We start from the raw sequence: 19,350 nt of genomic DNA on the forward strand, positions 1-19,350 counted from the left end.
CGTGCGGGGCCAGGGATGGCCCCTCACGCCGGGCCCCCGGAGCAATGATGGAGCGAGGGAACCCGACGCAGTCGGGCCGGATGCAGGGGCGAGCGTTCTTGGTTACTTCTTTGGCGTTTGAAAGAAGTGACTCGCCGGGAGGCGAAACAGGGACTCGCAGCCCGCTCGATAAGCAGCTTGGCTCAAGACGTTCTAGCAACACTGAATGCAGACATAGCCAATGAATTCGCCTCTACAAGAGATGCGCCCTTCTGTAGGGGCGAATTCATTCGCCAAGCAGGCCAAAGGCCTGCCAGAAGGCCACAAAAAAGCCCGGACAAGTCCGGGCTTTTCATTATCTGGCGGAAATCAGGCGTTGCCGGCCAGCTTCAGGCGCGCAGCCTGGGTGAAGTCGAGCATGCGCTTGAGCGGCTTGATCGCCCTCGGGATCAATGCCGGGTCGACGAATATCTCGTTGGTGCCCTCACGCAGGCTTTGCAGGGTGCGTTCCAGGGTATTCATGGCCATCCAGGGGCAATGGGCGCAGCTGCGGCACGCCGCGCCGTTGCCGGCGGTGGGGGCCTCGATGAACTGCTTGTCCGGGCACAGCTGCTGCATCTTGTAGAAGATGCCGCGGTCGGTGGCGACGATGAAGGTCTTGTTCGGCAGGGTCTGCGCCGCCTTGATCAACTGGCTGGTGGAGCCCACCGCGTCGGCCAGTTCGATCACCGCCTCGGGGGATTCCGGGTGGACCAGCACGGCGGCGTCCGGATAGAGCGCCTTCATGTCTTCGAGCTGCTTGGCCTTGAACTCCTCGTGGACGATGCAGGCACCATCCCAGAGCAGCATATCGGCACCGGTTTCACGCTGGATGTAGCGGCCCAGGTGCTGATCCGGCGCCCAGATGATCTTCTCGCCGTTGTCCATCAGGCTCTCGACGATTTCCAGGGCGCAGCTGGAGGTCACCACCCAGTCGGCACGGGCCTTCACCGCAGCGGAGGTGTTGGCGTAGACCACCACCGTGCGCTCGGGATGCTGGTCGCAGAAGGCCGAGAACTCGTCCACCGGGCAACCCAGGTCAAGGGAACAGGTCGCCTCGAGGGTCGGCATCAGCACGCGCTTTTCCGGATTGAGGATCTTCGCGGTCTCGCCCATGAAGCGCACACCGGCCACCACGACCGTCTGCGCCGAGTGCTGGTTGCCGAAACGGGCCATTTCCAGGGAATCGGAGACGCAGCCGCCGGTTTCCTCGGCCAGCGCCTGGATGACCGGATCGCAGTAGTAGTGTGCGACCAGCACCGCGTCCCTGGCCTTCAGCTCGGCGGCGATGGCGTCACGGAAGTGAGCCTCCTCTTCGGCCGTCAGCTGCTTGGGCTGCTTGGCGGCAAGATGGGCCTGGACCAGAAAGCGTTCGGAGAGGTGTGACATAGGACTGGACCTGCGAGCGCGGTAGCGCGGAGTCAATTATACACCCGCTCCCCTGCAGCCAAGGGCGGCCGCGGGAAAGGGGGCCGCGGATAATACCGCAGATTTGGCGGAACCGGGACAACCTTGGCGACCGCCGTCCGTCCGCGCCTCGGTCCATCCTCCTTCCCTGTTGTCAGCATCGAATCCCCGGCTCCGAAGACCCTTTTCGAGACTCACGTTCCACAAAAAGCCGTTTACATTTGATTGACAATCATTATCATTCGCTAACGCTTTTCATACGGATTGAAGCGAATGATTCGGACATCACCTGTCATCACCCGGATTAGGAACGGCAAGAGCGCGTACGGCCTGCTCAACTCGGTTCCCTCCCCTCTTCTCTGCGAGATGATCGCCGCGGCCGGCTATCACTTCGTCATCCTCGACATGGAGCACCTGCTGCGTTCCGGCGACGAACTGATGCACTGCCTGCGCGCTTGCGAGTCGGCCGGCATCTCGCCCTGGCTGCGGGTTCCGGAAGTCGACGCCAAGCTGATCGGGCGGGCGCTGGATGCTGGCGCCGAAGCCATCGTCCTGCCGCGTGTGGAAAGCGCCGAAGAGGTGGCCCGGGCCCTGGAAGCGGCGCTGTTCCCGCCGCTAGGCCGGCGCGGCATCACTGGCGGCCGCATCACCGGCTTCGGCCGCCTGCCGCTGCCGCAGTATGTCGATCTGGCCAATCAGGCCCGCCCCATCGTGCCGATGATCGAAAGCGCCGCCGGACTCAGGGCCCTGCCCGACATCCTCAAGCTTCCCGGCATTGGTATGGTTCTGGAAGGCGCCCTCGACCTCGCCCTCGACCTGGATGTGGGGCCCGACCCGCTGCACCCGAGGGTCTGGGTTGCCCTCCAGGAGATAGCGCGGGACTGCGAAGCAGCAGGCGTTCCCTTCTGTGCCAACCCGCGGACCCCCGAGCAACAGCAGCACTGGCAGGCACTGGGCATTCGCCTCTACCTGGCCGGCGAGGACCGCGGCCTGTTGCAGAACGCCCTGAAAGCCCGCCTTACCCAACTGCAAGGCACCCACTGAAGTAGCCCCCGATGACAACAGCCAGCCATCTGCTCGCCCGGCTCCTCAGCCTGTTCGCCCTGAGCACCGCACAGGCCGAGGGAAAAGACCTCTCCCTCGGCGTCAACTACCGCTTCTGACCCGCGCCATCGCACTTATCTAGTCCGCCTGCGACCCCGTACAACGGGACGCCGGCGGGTTTTCAAACCTGTCGTCCGCTCGCTCGGAGGGACGACTGCCGCCCAGCAGGAGGCTTTTCATGCAACAACCACTCGTGATTCTCACCCACATCGTCCACCCCGCCATCACTGAGGGCTTCCTTCCCGCCGCGCGCAAACGCGGCCTGCCGGTGGTGCTGGTCAGCGACCACGCCCAGGCACACAGGCGTGAACTCGCCACAAAGGGCCATTGCGCCGATGGCCTGGAGATTCTGGAGTGCGACGTGTTCAACCCGCTGGCGGTGGTCGAACTGATCAACGCCCACGGCCTGCGCCCAGCGGCCGTGTTCTCCAACAGCGATCACTTGCAGACCGCTGCCGCCCTGGTGGCGGAAACCTTTGGCTGCCCCGGCAAGGACTGGCACCTGTGCTACGCCGCCAAGAACAAGGCGGAGATGCGCGAGCGCCTGCAGCGGCTCGGCCTCCCCGGCCCGTGGTTCCACGTCGTCACGACAGACGGCGCGGTACCCGCCGATGCGCCCTTCCCGCTGGTAGCCAAGCCCCGAGAGGGCGTTGCCAGCCTCGACGTGCGCCTGTGCCACAGCGCCGACGAACTGAACGCCTATTGCGCACAGTTCTGGCAGCACAACCCCGGCCGCGCCCTGCTGCTGGAGGCCTACCTGGAAGGCCCGCTGTTCACCCTCGAAACCCTGGGCGACGGCCAGCGCCTGCAAGCCATCGGCGGCTTCGACGTGACCCTCTCGCCGCCCCCGCATTTCGTGGAACTGGCCGCTCGCTGGAACGGCCCGCTCTGCCGCGAGCATCGCGCCGCGGCCCTGGCCCAGGTGGCGGCCTTCGGCATCAACTTCGGCGTTTGCCACAGCGAATTCATCCTCACCGCGCAAGGCCCGGTGCTGGTGGAAATCAACTACCGCAGCATCGGTGACGGCCGCGAGTTCCTCCTTGACCGCCTGCTGCCGCAAGGCTGGTTCGACCGCATCCTCGCCCTGCACCTGGGCGCGCCGCTGGCGGACGCCGAAAACGGCGCCGCCGAAGCCCTGGTGCATTACCTGGTGGCCGAACGGGCCGGGCACCTCGTCGAAGCTCCCGGCAGCTTCCATCACGAGCACGACGGTCACTGGAGCGACTACCGGGCCCTGCACCAGTCCGGCGACGAGATCCGCCTCAGCCACTCCAACAAGGATTACCTCGGCGTGCTGCGGCTGATCGCTCCCAACGCCGCCAGCCTGGACGTACGCCTGGCCACCGCGCTGGCCGACCTGCGCTGGGTGCTGGCATGAACCGCGCCGCCAGCAGCGCCGACAAGGCGGCGATCGCCGTGCGCATCATCGACTGCTGCCTGCGCGAAGACATCCGCGGCCTCGTCAGCCAGGGCCAGGTGCGCAGCCTGCCGGCGGAGCTGGCCGGCCACTGGCCGGATGCCGCCGCGCAGGACTGGCTCTGCGTCGCGCACCTGGGCAGCGGCGAACTCTGGCTGCCGTTGCGCCGGGGCGGTCCGCTGCAAGCCTGGAGCGCCAGGACCGACGCCTGGCTCTGCTGCCACCAGGGCGTGGTCCGTGTCGAGCAGGGCTATGACCGCTGGCTCGAGCACCTCGGCCAAGGTCTGGACGCCGAGAGCCTGGCGCTCTTCGCCAGCTACCGCGACGAGGCCGACTGCGCCGCCCTGCACCGCGGCCTCTGCCGCGAGGCCTACCAGTCCCGGGCGGGCGACCTGGTCAAGGTCCTCGATGAAGTGTCCTGGGGCCAGCGACTGCTCGGCATCGACCGCCTCGCCAGCTACCTCGACCACCCCTACTATCCCACCGCCCGCGCCAAGAGCGGCTTCGACCAGACGGCGCTGCAGGGCTACGCGCCGGAGTTCGCGCCGCGCTTCGCCCTCAACTGGTTGGCCGTTCCGAACAGCGAGCTCAGCCTCAGCAGCTCGCCACCGGCCCACTGGCCGAGCTTCGGCGAACTCGGCCTGGACGAGGGCCTGGTCGCCAGTCACGTCCTGCTGCCGGTGCATCCGCTGACCTGGCCGATGCTGGAGCAGTACGGCCTGCCCGCAGGCTGCATCAAGGCCCCGCGCAGCGCCCTGCTGGTGGAACCGACGCTCTCCGTGCGCACCCTGGTGTGCGTGGAACACCCGCACTGCCACATCAAGCTGCCGCTGCTGGTCAGCACCCTCGGCGCCCGCAACCTGCGGCTGATCAAACCGAGCACGCTGTACGACGGCCACTGGTTCCAGACCACCCTGCAAGCCCTCGCCGCACGCGACCCGGCCCTGGGCCAGCGTTACCTGCACGTCGATGAACTGCATGGCGCGCACGCCGGGGAACACAAGCACCTGGCCTACATCGTCCGGCGCTACCCAGAGGAACTGGCCGAGGCCACCCTGGTGCCGGTCGCCGCCCTGGCCAGTCCGCTGCCGGATGGCCGGTTGTTCCTCGAAGCGCTGGTGAAGCGCTTCCAGGTCGGTGACCTGCAGGCCTGGCTGAGCGATTACCTGGACCTGCTGCTGCAAGTGCATCTGCGCCTGTGGCTGCAATACGGCATTGCCCTTGAGGCCAACCAGCAGAACGCCGTGCTGATCCTGCAGAGCGGCCAGCCCATGCGCCTGCTGATGAAGGACAATGACGCCGCACGCCTCTGGCCCGAGCGCTTCGCCCAAGCCTGCCCCGACCTCGCCAGCCGGCCTGCCGCGCTGCGCGACGAGCGCATCCGCGTGGCGAACAGCCAGCCCCTGGCCGAAATGTTCTGCACCATCACCCTGCAACTGAACGTGGTCGCCCCGCTGGAAGCGATTGCCGACGCTGGCCTGGCGCCGCGCGAAACGCTCTACGCCACCCTGCGCCAACGCCTGATGGCCTGCATAGAACAGCTCGAGCGCGAAGGCCTGGACTGTCTCGATGCCCGGCACGTCCTGCTGGACAGCCCGACCCTGCCGGTGAAGTACCTGCTCAGCGCCGGCAGCCTGTTCAGCAAGGCGCAGTCCGGGGCCCAGGACATCAACAAGTTCTACGGCTACAGCGCGGCAAACTTCCTGCTGGAGGCACAACCATGCCGCGCCGACTGATCGCCAGCGTGTTGCTCGGCCATTACCTCTCGGCTTTCACCGCCCTGGGCATTCCGCTGTACCTGCCGCGCATCCTCGCCGACCTGGCGCCGGAGGCGCCGGCCTGGAGCATCGGCGTGCTGTTCATCCTGCCGACCCTGTGCACCGCCCTGGCGGCGCCGCTCTGGGGCCAACTGGCGGACCGACATGGCTGTCGCCTGTCGTTGCTGCGCGCCCATGCCGGACTCTGCGCCGGATTCCTGCTGGCCGGCTTCAGCCCCAACCTCACGGTGTTCGTGCTGGCCCTGGTGATCCAGGGCACCTTCGGCGGCGCCATGGCGGCCTCCAATGCCTACCTGGCCACCCAGCTCAAGGACGGCAGCCTCTCCCGGGCATTGAACTGGACACAGTATTCGGCACGGTTGGCGATGATCAGTGGGCCGATCCTGCTCGGTCTGCTCACGGCCAGCGGCATGGGGCTGGAGCTCTACCGGACGCTGGCCTGGCTGCCGCTGCTGGCCTTCGTGCTGATCCTGCCGCTGCCGACCGATTCGCCCCGGCGCGAGGCCAGCCCCCGCGCCATCGGCGGCAGTCCCGGACAGTTGCCGGAGGACCTGCCGCGCCTGCTCGCCGTGCAGTTCCTGTTCAGCTTCGCCATGGTGGTGACCTTCCCCTACTTCGTCCCCTACGGCGAAGCCCTGGGGCTGGGCAACGACGCCCTCATCGGCCTGCTCTACAGCCTGCCGCACCTGGTCTACCTGCTGGCCCTGCCCTGGGCCCAGCGCCAGGCCGCCAACCTGCTGCTGCCGGGTCTCGGCCTGCTGGCCCTGGCCAATGCCCTGCAATTCTGGAGCACCCAGCCCGAGCCGCTGTTCGCACTGCGCCTGCTCAGCGGCGCGGGCATGCTGCTCGGCTTCATCGGCCTGCACCGCTGCCTCAGCCAGCGCAGCCGCCAGGGCAGCGCCGGCCGTCTGTTCGGCTGGTACGACTCCAGCGGCAAATGGGCCGGTGCCGCCGCCGGCGTCACCGCAGGCCTGGTCAGCCAGAGCTGCGGCATCGCTTCCCCTTTCCTGGTCGCCTGCCTGGCCGCCCTTGCGGCACTGGTGCTGGCGCGTCCCTTGCTCACCGCCACGCGGGAAATAACTGCATGAACCTTGCGAACGAACTGGCTTCCCTCCATGAACGCGCACTCGACGGCGACGCCCAGCGCCACGCCATCGAATGCCTGATCAACTGCTACCTACGCGAGTACGCCCTGCCCCGTGGCGAGGCCAGCCTCGATGCCCCGGATCACGATCTGCCCATGAGCCTGCGCCAGATCGCCGGCCAGCGCGTGTGCATCCGCCTACCGAAGGGACGCCTGGCCCTGCTGGCCGACCGCACCAGCGTCCTCGGCCGCTGCCGTTTCATCAGCGCGCCCTACTTCAAGGGCAATGGCCAGGGCTGGCGTCCCCTCGGCGCCCTGGAGCTGGCGTGCCTGCTGCTCACCCCGCTGACCAGCGCCGAGCGCCATGGCGAGCTGGTGCAGCAGATCGGCAACAGCCTGCACATCACCCGCACTTTCCTGCGCCACGCCGTACCCGCCAACCAGCAGCCGGAGGACAGCCTGCTGCGCTCGGAACAGCACCAGGTCTGGGGCCATGCGCTGCACCCGACGCCCAAGAGCCGCGAGGGCGTCTCCCTCGACGCCTTGCTGGCCTGCTCCCCGGAAGTGGGGGCCTGCTTCGCCCTGCACTGGTTCCGTGTCGACCCGGCCCTGGTGCGCCACCAGGGCACCGACCCACGCGGCACCCTGCGCCAGCTCAGCGGCCGCGACGACCTCTACCCCTGCCATCCCTGGGAAGTGCAGCGCATCCTCGCCAACCCGCTGGTGCAGCGGGCACAGGCGCAGGGGCTGATGGAGTACCTCGGCGCCCAGGGGCTGGCGCTTTACCCCACCTCGTCGGTCCGTACCCTGTACCACCCGGACCTGGACTATTTCCTCAAGTTCTCCGTGCACGTGCGGCTGACCAACTGCGTGCGCAAGAACGCCTGGTACGAGCTGGACAGCGCCGTCGCTCTCACCCGCCTGCTGACGCCGATCATGGACGAACTGGCCGAGACCCGGCCGGGCTTCGAACTGATGCCCGAGCCCGCCGCCAGCACTCTGGACCTCAGCGCCCTGGGCGATCTGGAAGAGGCCCGGGAAGTCACCGAATGCTTCGGCATGCTCTACCGCCGCAACCTGGACGCGGTCAGCCGCGCCGCGCTCCAGCCGCAGGTGGCGATGGCGCTGTTCACCTGGGACCTGCACGGCCATAGCGTGTGCCGCCAGCGTGTGCGCCAGTGCGCCGAGCGCCTCGGCCTGTCCCACGCCGATGCCGCCCTGCACTGGCTGGAGCGCTATGCCGACCTGCTACTCGGCGGCGTGCTGCACTGCCTGTTCCGCCATGGCGTGGTATTGGAGCCGCACCTGCAGAACACGGTGCTCGGTTTCGACGACAACGGCCTACCGAGTCGCGTCTGGGTCCGCGACCTGGAAGGCACCAAGCTGGTCCCCGAGCATTGGCCGCACGCACGCCTGGCACACCTCGACGAGCGCACCCGCGCATCCCTCTACTACAGCGCGGACAAGGCCTGGAAGCGGTTCGCCTACTGCGCCCTGGTGAACAACCTGGGCGAAGCAATTTTCCACCTCGCCGATGGCCAGGCCGCACTGGAGAAGCGCCTGTGGACGCGTGTCGGCCAAAAATTGGAGCACCACTGCGAGCAGCTCGGCCATCCGGAGCAATTGCGCGACCTGTGCGCCGGTGCCGCACTGCCCAGCAAGGAAAACTTCATGACCCGCCTGATGCAGCGTGCCGACCGTGACGCCGGCTACACCAACCTGCCCAACCCCTTCTTCGGTGCCCGCCCATGAGCCTCCCCGAGCGCATTACCCGCGCCATCGACGACCTGCGCGGCAAAAGTCGCGACCCACTATGCGCCTACCTGTACGACCTGCCGGCGCTGGAGCGACACGTACGCGCCATGCGCACCGCGCTGCCCGCTGGCTGCGAACTCTTCTACGCTGCGAAGGCCAACCCGGAAGTGCCCATCCTGCAAACCCTGGCACCGCTGGTGGATGGCTTCGAGGCAGCTTCTGGCGGCGAGCTGGCCTGGCTCCATGAGCACTGCCCGGACCAGCCGCTGATCTTCGGCGGCCCCGGCAAGCTCGACAGCGAACTGGAGGCCGCACTGGACTGCCGCATCGATGCCTTTCACGTGGAAAGCGTGCACGAATTGCGTCGCCTGGCACGGCTCGCCTCTGTACGCGGCCGCCGCGCCCCCGTGTTGCTGCGGCTCAACCTCAAGCTGGCCGAAGCGCCGGACAGCCGCCTGGTCATGGGTGGCAAGCCCACCCCCTTCGGCCTCGATGAAGACGCGCTGGACGAAGCCCTGGCGCTGCTGCGCCAGGAGCCCGCGCTGGAGCTCAAGGGACTGCACTTCCACTTGCTCTCCCATCAGCTCGACGTGCCCGGCCACCTGCAGCTGATCCGCGCCTACTGCCGGACCTTCCGCCGCATCAGCCGCGAGCAGGGCCTGAACCTGCCCCTGTTGAACGTGGGCGGCGGCATGGGCATCAACTACCAGGACCATGCGCATTCCTTCGACTGGCCCGGCTTCTGCCGGGGCCTGGCCGAGGTAATAGCCGAGGAGGGCATGGCCGATACCCGCATCCGCTTCGAAATCGGCCGTTTCATCAGCGCCGCCTGCGGCTACTACGTGATGCAAGTGCTCGACATCAAGCGTAATCACGGCCAGTACTTCGCCGTGGCCCGGGGCGGCACCCACCACTTCCGCACTCCGGCCGCCCAGGGTCACGACCACCCCTTCGTCGTGTTGCGCGGCAACCAGGCGCCGCACCTGCGAGAGCAGACCGTCACTCTCGTCGGCCAGCTATGCACGCCGAAGGACATCCTGGCCCGCCAGCAGCCCGTCGCAGAACTCGCCATCGGTGACCTGCTGGTGTTCACCCTCGCCGGCGCGTACGCCTGGAACATCTCCCACCGCGATTTCCTGATGCACGAACCGCCGCAGATGATGTTCCTCTTCCACTGACAAATGACCGGCCCTTCCCCCGCGCGCGGGAGGGGCTGGCAGGGAATCGGCAAAACGAGAGGGAGGAAAGCTCGGCGTGTGGAGCCTGTTGGCGCCGCATCGGAGCGACTTCGCAAACCTGCCGGACGAGAAGATCTTCGGCGGAAATGAAAAAGCCCGCCTTCAAGAAGGCGGGCTTTGCGAGATGGTGGGTCGTGTAGGATTCGAACCTACGACCAATTGGTTAAAAGCCAACTGCTCTACCGACTGAGCTAACGACCCAACGCGAGGCGCATGATACTGATTTTATTCAGGAATTCAACACCTCCTCGAAAAAAATTTACTGGTAGCGCGTAGGATCCTTCACACCGGCCGCGGCGAAGCCCGCAGCACGCAGCCGGCAGCTGTCGCATTTGCCACAGGCACGACCATCGTCGTCGGCCTGGTAGCAGGAGACCGTCAGCCCGTAATCGACGCCATGGCGCAGGCCGGCCTGGACTATCTCGGCCTTGCTCAGGTTCTGCAACGGCGCGCGGATACGGAACCCCTGCCCTTCCACGCCGGCCTTGGTGGCCAGGTTGGCCATGCGCTCGAATGCCTCGACGAACTCGGGGCGGCAGTCCGGATAGCCGGAGTAGTCCACTGCGTTGACGCCAATGAAGATATCCCGCGCGCCAAGTACCTCGGCCCAGCCGAGGGCGAGGGACAGGAACACGGTATTGCGCGCCGGCACATAAGTGACCGGGATGCCCTCGGTAGGGCTCTCGGGCACGTCGATAGAGGTATCGGTCAGGGCGGAGCCGCCAATGCCGTTGAGATTGAGCCCAATCACCTTGTGCTCCACCACGCCCAGCTGGCGGGCCACCCGCTCAGCCGCGTTCAGCTCGGCACGATGGCGCTGGCCGTAATCGAAACTCATGCTGTAGCAGGCGTAGCCCTCCGCGCGGGCCAGTGCGACCACGGTGGCCGAGTCCAGGCCACCAGACAACAGGATGACCGCTTTCTTCTCGCTCATGGGATATCCCTCGATATCAGCCTGCCCCACGTCCCGGCGTGCAGTCAGGCAAGGTGCGCAATCGGGCCGGATCAGTGACCCGGCTCGTCGTTCCAGAGAATCTTGTGCAGCTGCAACTGCAAGCGCACGGGCAGGTTGTCGGCGACTATCCAGTCCGCCAACTCGCGGGCGCTCACCTGCTTGTGGCTGGGGGAGAACAGCACCTCGCCAGCCCGCTGCTCGAGCCGGTACTCGATCAGCTTGGACACCGCCCAGTCATAGTCCTCGCGGGAGCAGATGACGAACTTCACCTGATCGTTGGTCGTCAGGTGGGCGATGTTCTCGTAGCGGTTGCGACCGACCTCGGCGGAGCCCGGTGTCTTCAGGTCGACGACCTTGCTCACCCGCGGATCGACGGCGGAAACGTCCAGCGCGCCGCTGGTTTCAATGGAAACCTCGTAGCCGGCATCGCACAGGCGCCGCAGCAGCGGGATGCAATTAGGCTGGGCCAGCGGCTCACCGCCGGTGACGCAGATGTAGCGCGGCTTGTAGCCGGCAACGCGTTCGAGGATGGCGTCGAGCGACATGACCTCGCCACCGCTGAAGGCGTAGGCGGTGTCGCAGTACTGACAGCGCAGGGGGCAGCCGGTGAGGCGCACGAAGACCGTCGGCAGGCCGGCGGTACGTGTTTCCCCCTGCAACGAGTAGAAAATCTCGGTGATTCGCAGGGTTTGATGCATATCAGCCACGGGCGTGACGGCGAAACAGGCCATCCGCCTCCGTTGCGGGAAAGAAGGTTTGGGGCGGCGATTCTAACGAAAAAACCCGCGCCTGGCGCGGGTTTTCTTGATCCTGGGTTCAGGAATCAGGGCAGGCGCTGCAGGTCGCGTTGCGCCAGCTGGGCGGCCGAGCTGCCCGGGAACTGGGCGATGACCTGCTGGAGGATGGTCTTGGCCTTGTCGGTGTTGCCCATGCGCTGCTCGACATCCGCCAGCTTGTACAGGGAGTCGGGCACCTTGGGATGCTGCGGGTAGGCCTGGCCGACGCGAGCGAAAGCCTGGCTGGCGCCTTGCAGGTCACCCTTGGCCAGGTTCACCTCACCCAGCCAGTACTGCGCATTGCCGGCGTACTGGCTGTTGGGGTACTTGCGCAGGAAGGCGTTGAAGGCCTGACTGGCCTTGTCGAAGTCCTTGGTCTTGATCAGGTCGAAGGCGGCGTCGTAGTAGAGCTTTTCCTTCGCCGGGTCGCCCGGTTCGCTGCTGGCGGCAGCTTGCTGCGCCGGCGCGGCCGGGGCACCGTTGGCGGCAGGTGCGCCAGCGGCAGGGGAATTCTGGGTAGCCGGTGCGCCTGCGGCGGCACCACCGGAAAGACGGCGATCGAGGTCCTGGTAACGCTCCAGGCTTTCCTGTTTCAGGCGCTGGATCTCGTACTGCTGCTCCTCGAGCATGCCACGCAGGCGAGTGATCTCTTCCTGCATCTGCTGGAGCTGCATGAACAGCTCGCCCTGCGCCGAAACAGGGGCCGATGGAGCAGCCCCCGTCGCGACGTAGGCGCCAGTCGTGCCATAACCGGCCGGCGGGTAACTGCCGCCATATCCAGCGTTGTTATCCACCACGGGAACCTCAGCCAGCGCCGCGAACGGCAGACTGGAGAGGGCCAAGAGGGTCAAAGCACGACGGCACTTACGCATGGCAAATTACTTGCGCAGTTCTACGCGGCGGTTTTGCGCCCAGGACTGCTCGTCGTTGCCAGTGGCAACCGGACGCTCTTCGCCGTAGGAAACCAGTTCCAGCTGAGCCGGGGAAACGCCCTGCAGAACCAGGTAGCGCTGAACGGCCTTGGCACGACGCTCGCCCAGAGCCATGTTGTACTCGCGGGTGCCGCGCTCGTCGGTGTGGCCTTCCAGAACGACGCGAGCGCCGTTGGCTTTCAGGTCCTTGGCGTGTACGTCCAGAGCGCGCATGGCTTCCGGCTTCAGGTCGGAGCTGTCGTACTCGAAGTAGAAGGTGGTGATAGCGCGCAGAGCGGCTTCTTCGCTCATGCTGCCGTCTACACCGCTGCCGCCGGCGTTGTAGCCAGCGTTCGGGTCAACGGCGCCTTCGCCGGAACCAGCGCCTTCGCCGCCTTTGGACGAGCAACCAACAGCCACGGCCATGGCCAGCGCAAGAGCGGCAAACTTGCCGAATTTCAGCATTTCCATCATGTAACTCCTAATGAACCCCAGGTGTGTTTAGCAAAGGTATTTTTAATGACCGCGTCAGTTCAGGTACGGCGACCAAGAAGGTTCGCGAATGTCGCCCTGAACTGTGGGAATCGGGACCCGTACGCGCCCGTTTGTAGACACGAGCATCAGTACGCCGCCCCCCTGCTGGCGAGTTGCGTAGATTAGCATGGTGCCATTAGGCGCAACAGTGGGCGAGTCGTCCAGCGAAGTGCCGGAAAGGATGCGCGGAGCCGATCCTGCGCGGGTCAGATCCTGGGCCGCCACCTTGAAGTTGGTGAAGCCGTCCTGGCGGTGGATCATCACCAGCATCTTCTCGTCAGCCGAGAGTTTCGGGTTGGCGTTGTAGTTGCCGGCGAAGGTAACCCGCTGCGGCTCGCCACCACCGATATTGGTCTTGTAGATCTGCGGCTTGCCGGCACGATCCGAGGTGAAATAGATGGTCTGGCCGTCCGCGCCCCAGAAGGGTTCGGTATCGATCGCCATGTTATTGGTCACGCGGCGCAGCTGGCGGCTGCCCAGGTCCATCACGTAGATCTCCGGATTGCCGTCGCGGGACAGCACGAAGGCCAGGCGATTGCCTTCCGGCGACCAGGCCGGGGCGCCGTTCAGGCCTTCGAAGTTGGTGATCTGCTCACGGCGGCCGGTGTCGATGTGCTGGATGAAGATGCGCGGACGCTTCTGCTCGAAGGACACATAGGCGATGCGGCGGCCGTCCGGCGCGTAACGCGGTGACAGGATGGGCTCGCGGGACTGCAGCAGGGTCACGGCGCGCTGGCCGTCGTAGTCCGAGCGCTGCAGGGTGTAGCGGGTGTTGTTCACCGAGAAGCGCTCTGCGGTGACGTAGAGCATGCGGGTCGAGAAGGCGCCCTTGAGGCCGGTAAGCTTCTCGAAGGACTGGTCGGCGATGTAGTGCGCCATGTCACGCAGCTGGTCGGTGGAGCCGCTGACGTTGCCGGCCATGACCTGCTGTTCGGTGGTGACGTTGAACAGGGCGAACTGCACCTGCAGACGGCCGCCGGCCGGGACGATGTTGCCCACCAGCACGTACTGGGCGCCCAGGGCCTTCCAGTCGCGATAGATGACTTCGCTGGCCTGGGTCGGCAGGCTGATCATGTTCTGCCGCGGAATCGGCTCGAAGTAGCCGGAGTTGCGCAGGTCGCTGCCGACGACTTCAGACATCTCGGTGGGCAGCACGGTGCCGCCCTGCCAGCCAAAGGGCACCACGGCGATCGGGGTCGCCCGGTCGGTACCGCTGGTGATCACCAGCGGGTCGGCGGCCTGGACGGAGCCGACCAGCATGGCCACTCCGAGCAGGACGATACGAATCAGGGTATTCACAGACCTAAATCCTCCGGTTTGAAGATGATGCGGCGCTGCCTGTACATCTGGTCAAAGGTAGCGCGATCCAATTGTTGCATCTCGGGGATGCGCCCAACGCTGCGGACCGCGCTCACCGCGGAACCGTCGAAAGGCGAATCGCCGCTGGAGCGGGTGACGCTGGCGTTGGTGATGGTGCCATCGGGCAGCATCTCGATCAGTACTTCTACGCTCATGCCGTTACGCGCCGATGGCGGGCGGCGCCACTGCTCGCTGACCAGCTTGATGATCAGGTCATCGAGGCTGCCGGCGACCTGGTCGCCCACCTCGTCGGCAAGCGCCTGCTGGCGACCGACATCCTCGGACAGAAGCTCGGCCAGGGCCGCAGCTTTCTTGTCCTCGGCGGACTTGCGCTTGGCCTCCTCCGCCGCTTTCTTCTTCGCGGCATCTGCAGTGGCCTTCTTCTTGGCATCTTCCGCAGCCTTTTTCTTGGCTGCTTCGGCTGCCGCCTTCTTCTTGGCGTCTTCCGTGGCCTTTTTCTTGGCCTGTTCAGCGGCTGCCTTCTTGGCGTCTTCGGCCGCCTGTTTCTTGGCTTCCTCTTCCGTCTTCTTCTTGGCGATGTCAGCCAGCTTCTTCTCTTCGGCCTTCTTCGCCTCGGCAGCTTTCTTGGCTTCCGCCGCCTGCTTGGCCGCCTCGGCCTTCTCGGCCTTCTCAGCTACCTCTTCGGCCTTTCGAGCTTCATCGGCTTTCTTTTGTTCCGCCGCCTTGGCCGCTGCCACCTTCTGCTCGTCGGCCTTCTTCTGCTCCAGCTGTTCGGTCTCGAACTGTGGCGCAGCAGTCTTCTTCTTCTCGCCGGCGATCTTCTGGTTGGTCTGGGTGGTGGCCTGGCTCTGGGATTTCAGCTGGTAGAGGGTCGCCTGCACGATCGGCCGGGAAGGCGGTAGTTCCGGGGTGAAGGCGAAGCTGACGAACAGCATGCCGAACATCAGGACGTGCAGGGCCACGGCCCAGACGGTCGGCCAGAAGTAGCTTTCCGAGGAGGAGCGTTCGCTCTGTTGCTGCATCAGGGCGCCTCGGTGATCAGCCCGACGTTGGCCACGCCGGCCTTCTGCAGGCCGCCCATCACCGCCATCACGGCACCGTAGTCGACCGACTTGTCGCCGCGGACGAAGACTTGCACGGTCTTACCCTGGCGGCTGTTCTCGGCCATGATGCCGGACGCAGCGGTAACCAGCTGGTCCAGGGAGACCGAGGTCTCGCTGTTCTTGCCCTGGTCGGTATCGACCTCCTCGCCCATGTTCCAGAAATAGGACTTGTCGGACTTGATCGAGATGGTCAGGACACGGGCGTTGTTGTCCTGCGGCAGGGCCTCGCTGGAGACCTTCGGCAGGTCGACCTTGACGCCCTGGTTGAGCATGGGCGCGGTGACCATGAAGATCACCAGCAGCACGAGCATGACGTCGATGTAAGGCACGACGTTCATCTCGGCGACCGGTTTGCGTTTGTGGCGGATTCTGGCCATGGCTTGAAACCTTTCCTCTCAGGGTCCCGACAACTTACTCGTCGCTGGTGTGCACCTTGCGGTGCAGGATGGCCTGGAACTCGTCGGCGAAGGTGTAGTAGCGGCCGATCAGGGTCTCGCCACGCGCGGCGAAGCGGTTGTAGGCGATAACGGCCGGGATCGCGGCGAACAGGCCGATCGCGGTGGCGATCAGCGCTTCGGCGATGCCGGGGGCCACGGTGGCCAGGGTCGCCTGCTGAACCTGGGCCAGGCCGCGGAAGGAGTTCATGATGCCCCATACGGTACCGAACAGGCCGATGTAGGGGCTGGTTGAGCCGACGGTGGCGAGGAAGGGCAGGCTCTGCTCGAGCTTCTCTTCTTCACGGGAAATGGCAACGCGCATGGCACGGGCCACACCTTCCATCACCGCGTCCGGGTCGACGCCGGCCTGCTGGCGCAGGCGGGAGAACTCCTTGAAGCCGGCACGAAAGATCTGCTCGACGCCGCAGTCCGGGTCCGGGTTGCTGCCGGCCTGGCGATACAGCTTGGACAGGTCGATGCCCGACCAGAAACGCTCTTCGAAGGTTTCCAGGGACTTCTTGGCGGCACGCAGCATGTTGCTGCGCTGGAAAATCATGATCCAGGAGGTGACCGAGGCGGCCACCAGGATCAGCATGACCAGCTGCACCACAATACTGGCGTTGCTGATCAGGCTCCACATGGAGGTATGGTCGACGACGTTGGCTTCCACGCTTAATCTCCTGCAGGGAATAGACCCGGGTCGGCGGCGAAGGCTGAACGCAGCGCTTCGGGGATCGCCCGGGGTTTCAAACTGTCCGCACGCACACAGGCCACCAGGAACTGCCCTTCGCATAGCAATGCGTCATCGGCGGCTCTTCGCACCTGTTGACGAAAACGCAGGCTGGCACGGTTCAATTCCATTACCTCGGCACTGACGTTCAGCACGTCGTCCAGCCTGGCCGGCGCGACATAACGCGCTTCGGCCGAATGAACGACGAACAGCAGGTTCTCCCCGGCCAGCTCCGACTGGGCAAAGCCCAGACTGCGCAGGCGCTCGGTTCGAGCCCGCTCCATGAACTTGAGGTAATTGACGTAGTAGACGATGCCCCCGGCATCGGTGTCTTCGTAATAAACACGACAACGATGCTGGAAAGGCTGGGCCCCATTTTGCGCGCGCATACTCTAGTGCTTACTCCTAAGGTTGCCAATCCGGCCAGGCAACTGTTTTTTCGTCGGTTCATCCCTGCCGAGCGCTTCGACCACGGATCCGGCTATTCGTCACCCGCGCCGAACAGATCAGCGGTCGGACTGTCAGCCATGCGTTTGGGCAAATTGATCCCGAAATGCAGGTAGGCATGCCGGGTCACTACCCGCCCCCGTGGCGTGCGCATGATATAGCCCTGCTGGATCAGGTAGGGCTCGAGCACGTCCTCGATGGTGTGGCGCTCTTCGCTGATGGCCGCTGCCAGGTTGTCGATGCCAACCGGGCCGCCATCGAACTTGTCGATCATGGTCAGCAGTAGACGCCGGTCCTGGTGGTCGAAGCCACGTTCGTCGACATCCAGCAGGTTCAGCGCCTGGTCGGCGATGGGGCAGGTGATCTGGCCCCGCCCCCGCACTTCGGCGAAGTCGCGCACCCGCCGCAGCAGGCGGTTGGCGATACGCGGCGTGCCACGGGCACGGCGGGCGATCTCGAAGGCGCCTTCGGGTTCGATGTGCAGGCCGAGAATGCCGGCGGAACGGCTGACGATGGTGGTCAGGTCCTGGGTGCTGTAGAACTCCAGGCGCTGGACTATGCCGAAGCGGTCGCGCAGGGGATTGGTGAGCATGCCGGCGCGCGTCGTGGCGCCGACCAGGGTGAAGGGCGGCAGATCCAGCTTGATGGAGCGCGCGGCCGGGCCTTCGCCGATCATGATGTCGAGCTGGAAATCTTCCATCGCCGGATAGAGCACTTCCTCGACTATCGGCGAGAGGCGGTGGATTTCGTCGACGAAAAGCACGTCGCCGGCTTCCAGGTTGGTGAGCAGCGCGGCCAGGTCGCCCGGGCGCTCCAGCACGGGGCCGGAGGTGCTCTTGATGGACACACCCATCTCGCTGGCGATGATATTCGCCAGGGTGGTCTTGCCCAGGCCCGGCGGGCCGAAGATCAGCGTATGGTCGAGGGCCTCGCTCCGTCCCTTGGCAGCCTGGATGAACAGCTCCATCTGCTCGCGCACGACGGGCTGGCCGATGTAGTCGGTGAGCCGCAGCGGGCGGATGGCACGGTCCAGCTGCTCGTCGCGGTCGCGGCTGCTGGCGGTGATCAGGCGGTCGGCTTCTATCATGCGGGGTTACACCATTCCTTTCAGGGCGCGGCGGATCATTTCTTCGCTGGACAGCCCATCTTCCTTGATGGCGGACACCGCACGACTGGCCTCCTGGGGCTTGAAGCCGAGGGCGATCAGTGCGCTCAAGGCGTCATGCTCCGCACTGGAGACTGCCATACCCACCCGGGGTTCGACCACCAGGGTGGAGATGGCCGGCATGCTTTCCCAGGCCTTGAAACGGTCCTTGAGCTCCACCAGCAGGCGCTCGGCGGTCTTCTTGCCGACACCCGGAATTTTCACCAGGGTCGAGGTGTCCTGGGCCTGTACGCAGCGCACCAGTTCGTCGACCTCCAGGCCGGACATCAGCGCCAGGGCCAGTTTCGGCCCCACGCCGTTGAGACGGATCAGCTCGCGGAACAGCTCGCGATCGCGTTTTTCGAAGAAGCCATAGAGCAGGTGGGCGTCTTCGCGCACCACCAGATGGGTGTGCAAGGTCACCGGCTCGCCCACCGACGGCAGGCGATAGAGGGTGGTCATGGGGACTTCCAGCTCGTAGCCCACGCCGTTGACGTCGAGTATCAGGTGCGGCGGTTGTTTCTCCGCCAGGTTGCCGCGTAGGCGTCCAATCACGAATAACGTCCTTTGAATAGGTTACAAACGGAGCCGGCCGCCACGGCGCTTGGCGGTCGCCAAACCGTGGGGGATCAGGCTCTGCCGATGGTGCGCATGGCACAGGGCGATGGCCAGGGCGTCGGAGGCGTCGATCTGGGGTTTCTGCACCAGCTTGAGCAGGTGCATGACCATCATCTGCACCTGCTGCTTGTCGGCGCCGCCGGTACCGGCGATGGCCTGCTTGACCTGGCTGGCGGTGTATTCGGCGATTTCCAGCCCCGCTTCGGCCGCGGCGACTATGGCCGCGCCACGGGCCTGGCCCAGCTTGAGCGCGGAGTCGGCGTTGCGCGCCATGAACACCTGTTCGATACCCATGGTCACCGGCCCGTAGGTGCGAATCACCTCGCTCACACCTCGAAACACGATCTGCAGGCGTTCGTGCAGCACGCCGGCGCCGGTGCGGATGCAGCCGGAAGCGATGTACTCGCAGCCACGCCCGGTGTCACGCACCACGCCGTAGCCGGTGATGCGGGAACCCGGGTCGATACCAAGAATCAGGGTCATGCCGCCGTGCGCTCCAGGAGCCGACCGAAGTCGGCATACTGTCTATTTATCCAGCCGCGAGTATACGGACCTGCCCGCCAACAAAAAAGCC

General features: G+C 65.6%; 19 protein-coding genes and 1 tRNA gene. 6 read left to right on the forward strand and 14 right to left on the reverse strand.

Annotation, left to right across the window (positions count from 1 at the left end; genetic code table 11):
* Nucleotides 1-348 precede the first annotated feature (348 nt).
* Nucleotides 349-1,407: a quinolinate synthase NadA gene (gene nadA / locus E8F11_RS05875; RefSeq protein ID WP_280287881.1), complete on the reverse strand. Its 1,059-nt coding sequence runs from the start codon at nt 1,405-1,407 to the stop codon at nt 349-351.
* A gap of 291 nt (nt 1,408-1,698) precedes the next feature.
* Between nadA and E8F11_RS05880 the strand changes: the two genes are divergently transcribed.
* The 6 genes from E8F11_RS05880 to E8F11_RS05905 all read left to right on the forward strand — a co-directional run bounded on the left by E8F11_RS05880 (nt 1,699) and on the right by E8F11_RS05905 (nt 9,741).
* Complete coding sequence (locus tag E8F11_RS05880) at nt 1,699-2,469, forward strand: aldolase/citrate lyase family protein (protein WP_280287882.1); 771 nt, start codon at nt 1,699-1,701, stop codon at nt 2,467-2,469.
* Between the two features lie 238 nt (nt 2,470-2,707).
* Nucleotides 2,708-3,907 carry a siderophore biosynthesis protein PvsA gene (locus tag E8F11_RS05885; protein ID WP_280287883.1) on the forward strand — a complete coding sequence of 400 codons (1,200 nt, stop codon included), beginning with the start codon at nt 2,708-2,710 and terminating at the stop codon, nt 3,905-3,907.
* A complete protein-coding gene (locus E8F11_RS05890) occupies nt 3,904-5,682 on the forward strand; it encodes an IucA/IucC family protein (protein ID WP_280287885.1) in 1,779 nt (592 codons plus the stop codon). Before E8F11_RS05885 ends, E8F11_RS05890 begins: the two co-directional genes overlap by 4 nt.
* Complete coding sequence (locus tag E8F11_RS05895; protein ID WP_280287886.1) at nt 5,667-6,812, forward strand: MFS transporter; 1,146 nt, start codon at nt 5,667-5,669, stop codon at nt 6,810-6,812. The genes E8F11_RS05890 and E8F11_RS05895 overlap by 16 nt, the downstream gene beginning before the upstream one ends.
* Nucleotides 6,809-8,560 carry an IucA/IucC family protein gene (locus E8F11_RS05900; protein ID WP_280287887.1) on the forward strand — a complete coding sequence of 584 codons (1,752 nt, stop codon included), beginning with the start codon at nt 6,809-6,811 and terminating at the stop codon, nt 8,558-8,560. Before E8F11_RS05895 ends, E8F11_RS05900 begins: the two co-directional genes overlap by 4 nt.
* Nucleotides 8,557-9,741 (forward strand): type III PLP-dependent enzyme, encoded by a 1,185-nt coding sequence (locus E8F11_RS05905; RefSeq protein ID WP_280287889.1) that lies wholly within the window; start codon nt 8,557-8,559, stop codon nt 9,739-9,741. The genes E8F11_RS05900 and E8F11_RS05905 overlap by 4 nt, the downstream gene beginning before the upstream one ends.
* Nucleotides 9,742-9,926: 185 nt before the next feature.
* Here E8F11_RS05905 and E8F11_RS05910 read toward each other — a convergent pair.
* The 13 genes from E8F11_RS05910 to ruvC form a co-directional block, all read right to left on the reverse strand.
* Nucleotides 9,927-10,002: transfer RNA gene (locus E8F11_RS05910), tRNA-Lys, on the reverse strand.
* A 58-nt stretch (nt 10,003-10,060) separates the two neighbouring features.
* Nucleotides 10,061-10,735 carry a 7-cyano-7-deazaguanine synthase QueC gene (gene queC / locus E8F11_RS05915; protein WP_280287891.1) on the reverse strand — a complete coding sequence of 225 codons (675 nt, stop codon included), beginning with the start codon at nt 10,733-10,735 and terminating at the stop codon, nt 10,061-10,063.
* 71 nt (nt 10,736-10,806) lie between these two features.
* Nucleotides 10,807-11,454: a 7-carboxy-7-deazaguanine synthase QueE gene (queE, locus tag E8F11_RS05920; protein ID WP_280287893.1), complete on the reverse strand. Its 648-nt coding sequence runs from the start codon at nt 11,452-11,454 to the stop codon at nt 10,807-10,809.
* A 125-nt stretch (nt 11,455-11,579) separates the two neighbouring features.
* The gene (gene ybgF, locus E8F11_RS05925) at nt 11,580-12,404 is read right to left on the reverse strand and encodes a tol-pal system protein YbgF (protein ID WP_280287895.1); all 825 of its coding nucleotides are present in this window, start codon (nt 12,402-12,404) and stop codon (nt 11,580-11,582) included.
* A 6-nt stretch (nt 12,405-12,410) separates the two neighbouring features.
* On the reverse strand, nt 12,411-12,914 hold the full coding sequence (pal, locus tag E8F11_RS05930; RefSeq protein ID WP_280287897.1) for a peptidoglycan-associated lipoprotein Pal: 504 nt from the start codon (nt 12,912-12,914) through the stop codon (nt 12,411-12,413).
* 57 nt (nt 12,915-12,971) lie between these two features.
* Nucleotides 12,972-14,276, reverse strand: coding sequence for a Tol-Pal system beta propeller repeat protein TolB (gene tolB, locus E8F11_RS05935; RefSeq protein WP_280287899.1), 1,305 nt, complete (start codon nt 14,274-14,276; stop codon nt 12,972-12,974).
* Nucleotides 14,273-15,319, reverse strand: coding sequence for a cell envelope integrity protein TolA (gene tolA / locus E8F11_RS05940; protein ID WP_280287901.1), 1,047 nt, complete (start codon nt 15,317-15,319; stop codon nt 14,273-14,275). The genes tolB and tolA overlap by 4 nt, the downstream gene beginning before the upstream one ends.
* Nucleotides 15,319-15,777, reverse strand: a complete 459-nt coding sequence (gene tolR, locus E8F11_RS05945; protein WP_280287903.1) for a protein TolR — start codon at nt 15,775-15,777, stop codon at nt 15,319-15,321. The genes tolA and tolR overlap by 1 nt, the downstream gene beginning before the upstream one ends.
* A 34-nt stretch (nt 15,778-15,811) precedes the next feature.
* Nucleotides 15,812-16,507: a protein TolQ gene (gene tolQ / locus E8F11_RS05950; RefSeq protein ID WP_280287904.1), complete on the reverse strand. Its 696-nt coding sequence runs from the start codon at nt 16,505-16,507 to the stop codon at nt 15,812-15,814.
* Nucleotides 16,508-16,509: 2 nt separating this feature from the next.
* Nucleotides 16,510-16,956 (reverse strand): tol-pal system-associated acyl-CoA thioesterase, encoded by a 447-nt coding sequence (gene ybgC, locus E8F11_RS05955; protein ID WP_280287905.1) that lies wholly within the window; start codon nt 16,954-16,956, stop codon nt 16,510-16,512.
* Nucleotides 16,957-17,048: 92 nt separating this feature from the next.
* Nucleotides 17,049-18,101 (reverse strand): Holliday junction branch migration DNA helicase RuvB, encoded by a 1,053-nt coding sequence (gene ruvB / locus E8F11_RS05960; RefSeq protein WP_280287906.1) that lies wholly within the window; start codon nt 18,099-18,101, stop codon nt 17,049-17,051.
* 6 nt (nt 18,102-18,107) lie between these two features.
* A complete protein-coding gene (ruvA, locus tag E8F11_RS05965) occupies nt 18,108-18,713 on the reverse strand; it encodes a Holliday junction branch migration protein RuvA (RefSeq protein ID WP_280287907.1) in 606 nt (201 codons plus the stop codon).
* A 21-nt stretch (nt 18,714-18,734) separates the two neighbouring features.
* A complete protein-coding gene (gene ruvC / locus E8F11_RS05970) occupies nt 18,735-19,259 on the reverse strand; it encodes a crossover junction endodeoxyribonuclease RuvC (protein WP_280287909.1) in 525 nt (174 codons plus the stop codon).
* Between the last annotated feature and the right edge of the window lie 91 nt (nt 19,260-19,350).

It is taken from the genome of Pseudomonas sp. BN417 (assembly GCF_029871205.1).
GTDB lineage: Bacteria > Pseudomonadota > Gammaproteobacteria > Pseudomonadales > Pseudomonadaceae > Metapseudomonas.

What these genes read in the sequence shown, in the direction of transcription:
- nadA (WP_280287881.1), bottom strand. Translation starts at nt 1,407, where the DNA reads ATGTCACACCTCTCCGAACGCTTTCTGGTCCAGGCCCATCTTGCCGCC.
- E8F11_RS05880 (WP_280287882.1), top strand. Translation starts at nt 1,699, where the DNA reads ATGATTCGGACATCACCTGTCATCACCCGGATTAGGAACGGCAAGAGC.
- E8F11_RS05885 (WP_280287883.1), top strand. Translation starts at nt 2,708, where the DNA reads ATGCAACAACCACTCGTGATTCTCACCCACATCGTCCACCCCGCCATC.
- E8F11_RS05890 (WP_280287885.1), top strand. Translation starts at nt 3,904, where the DNA reads ATGAACCGCGCCGCCAGCAGCGCCGACAAGGCGGCGATCGCCGTGCGC.
- E8F11_RS05895 (WP_280287886.1), top strand. Translation starts at nt 5,667, where the DNA reads ATGCCGCGCCGACTGATCGCCAGCGTGTTGCTCGGCCATTACCTCTCG.
- E8F11_RS05900 (WP_280287887.1), top strand. Translation starts at nt 6,809, where the DNA reads ATGAACCTTGCGAACGAACTGGCTTCCCTCCATGAACGCGCACTCGAC.
- E8F11_RS05905 (WP_280287889.1), top strand. Translation starts at nt 8,557, where the DNA reads ATGAGCCTCCCCGAGCGCATTACCCGCGCCATCGACGACCTGCGCGGC.
- queC (WP_280287891.1), bottom strand. Translation starts at nt 10,735, where the DNA reads ATGAGCGAGAAGAAAGCGGTCATCCTGTTGTCTGGTGGCCTGGACTCG.
- queE (WP_280287893.1), bottom strand. Translation starts at nt 11,454, where the DNA reads ATGCATCAAACCCTGCGAATCACCGAGATTTTCTACTCGTTGCAGGGG.
- ybgF (WP_280287895.1), bottom strand. Translation starts at nt 12,404, where the DNA reads ATGCGTAAGTGCCGTCGTGCTTTGACCCTCTTGGCCCTCTCCAGTCTG.
- pal (WP_280287897.1), bottom strand. Translation starts at nt 12,914, where the DNA reads ATGGAAATGCTGAAATTCGGCAAGTTTGCCGCTCTTGCGCTGGCCATG.
- tolA (WP_280287901.1), bottom strand. Translation starts at nt 15,319, where the DNA reads ATGCAGCAACAGAGCGAACGCTCCTCCTCGGAAAGCTACTTCTGGCCG.
- tolR (WP_280287903.1), bottom strand. Translation starts at nt 15,777, where the DNA reads ATGGCCAGAATCCGCCACAAACGCAAACCGGTCGCCGAGATGAACGTC.
- ybgC (WP_280287905.1), bottom strand. Translation starts at nt 16,956, where the DNA reads ATGCGCGCGCAAAATGGGGCCCAGCCTTTCCAGCATCGTTGTCGTGTT.
- ruvB (WP_280287906.1), bottom strand. Translation starts at nt 18,101, where the DNA reads ATGATAGAAGCCGACCGCCTGATCACCGCCAGCAGCCGCGACCGCGAC.
- ruvC (WP_280287909.1), bottom strand. Translation starts at nt 19,259, where the DNA reads ATGACCCTGATTCTTGGTATCGACCCGGGTTCCCGCATCACCGGCTAC.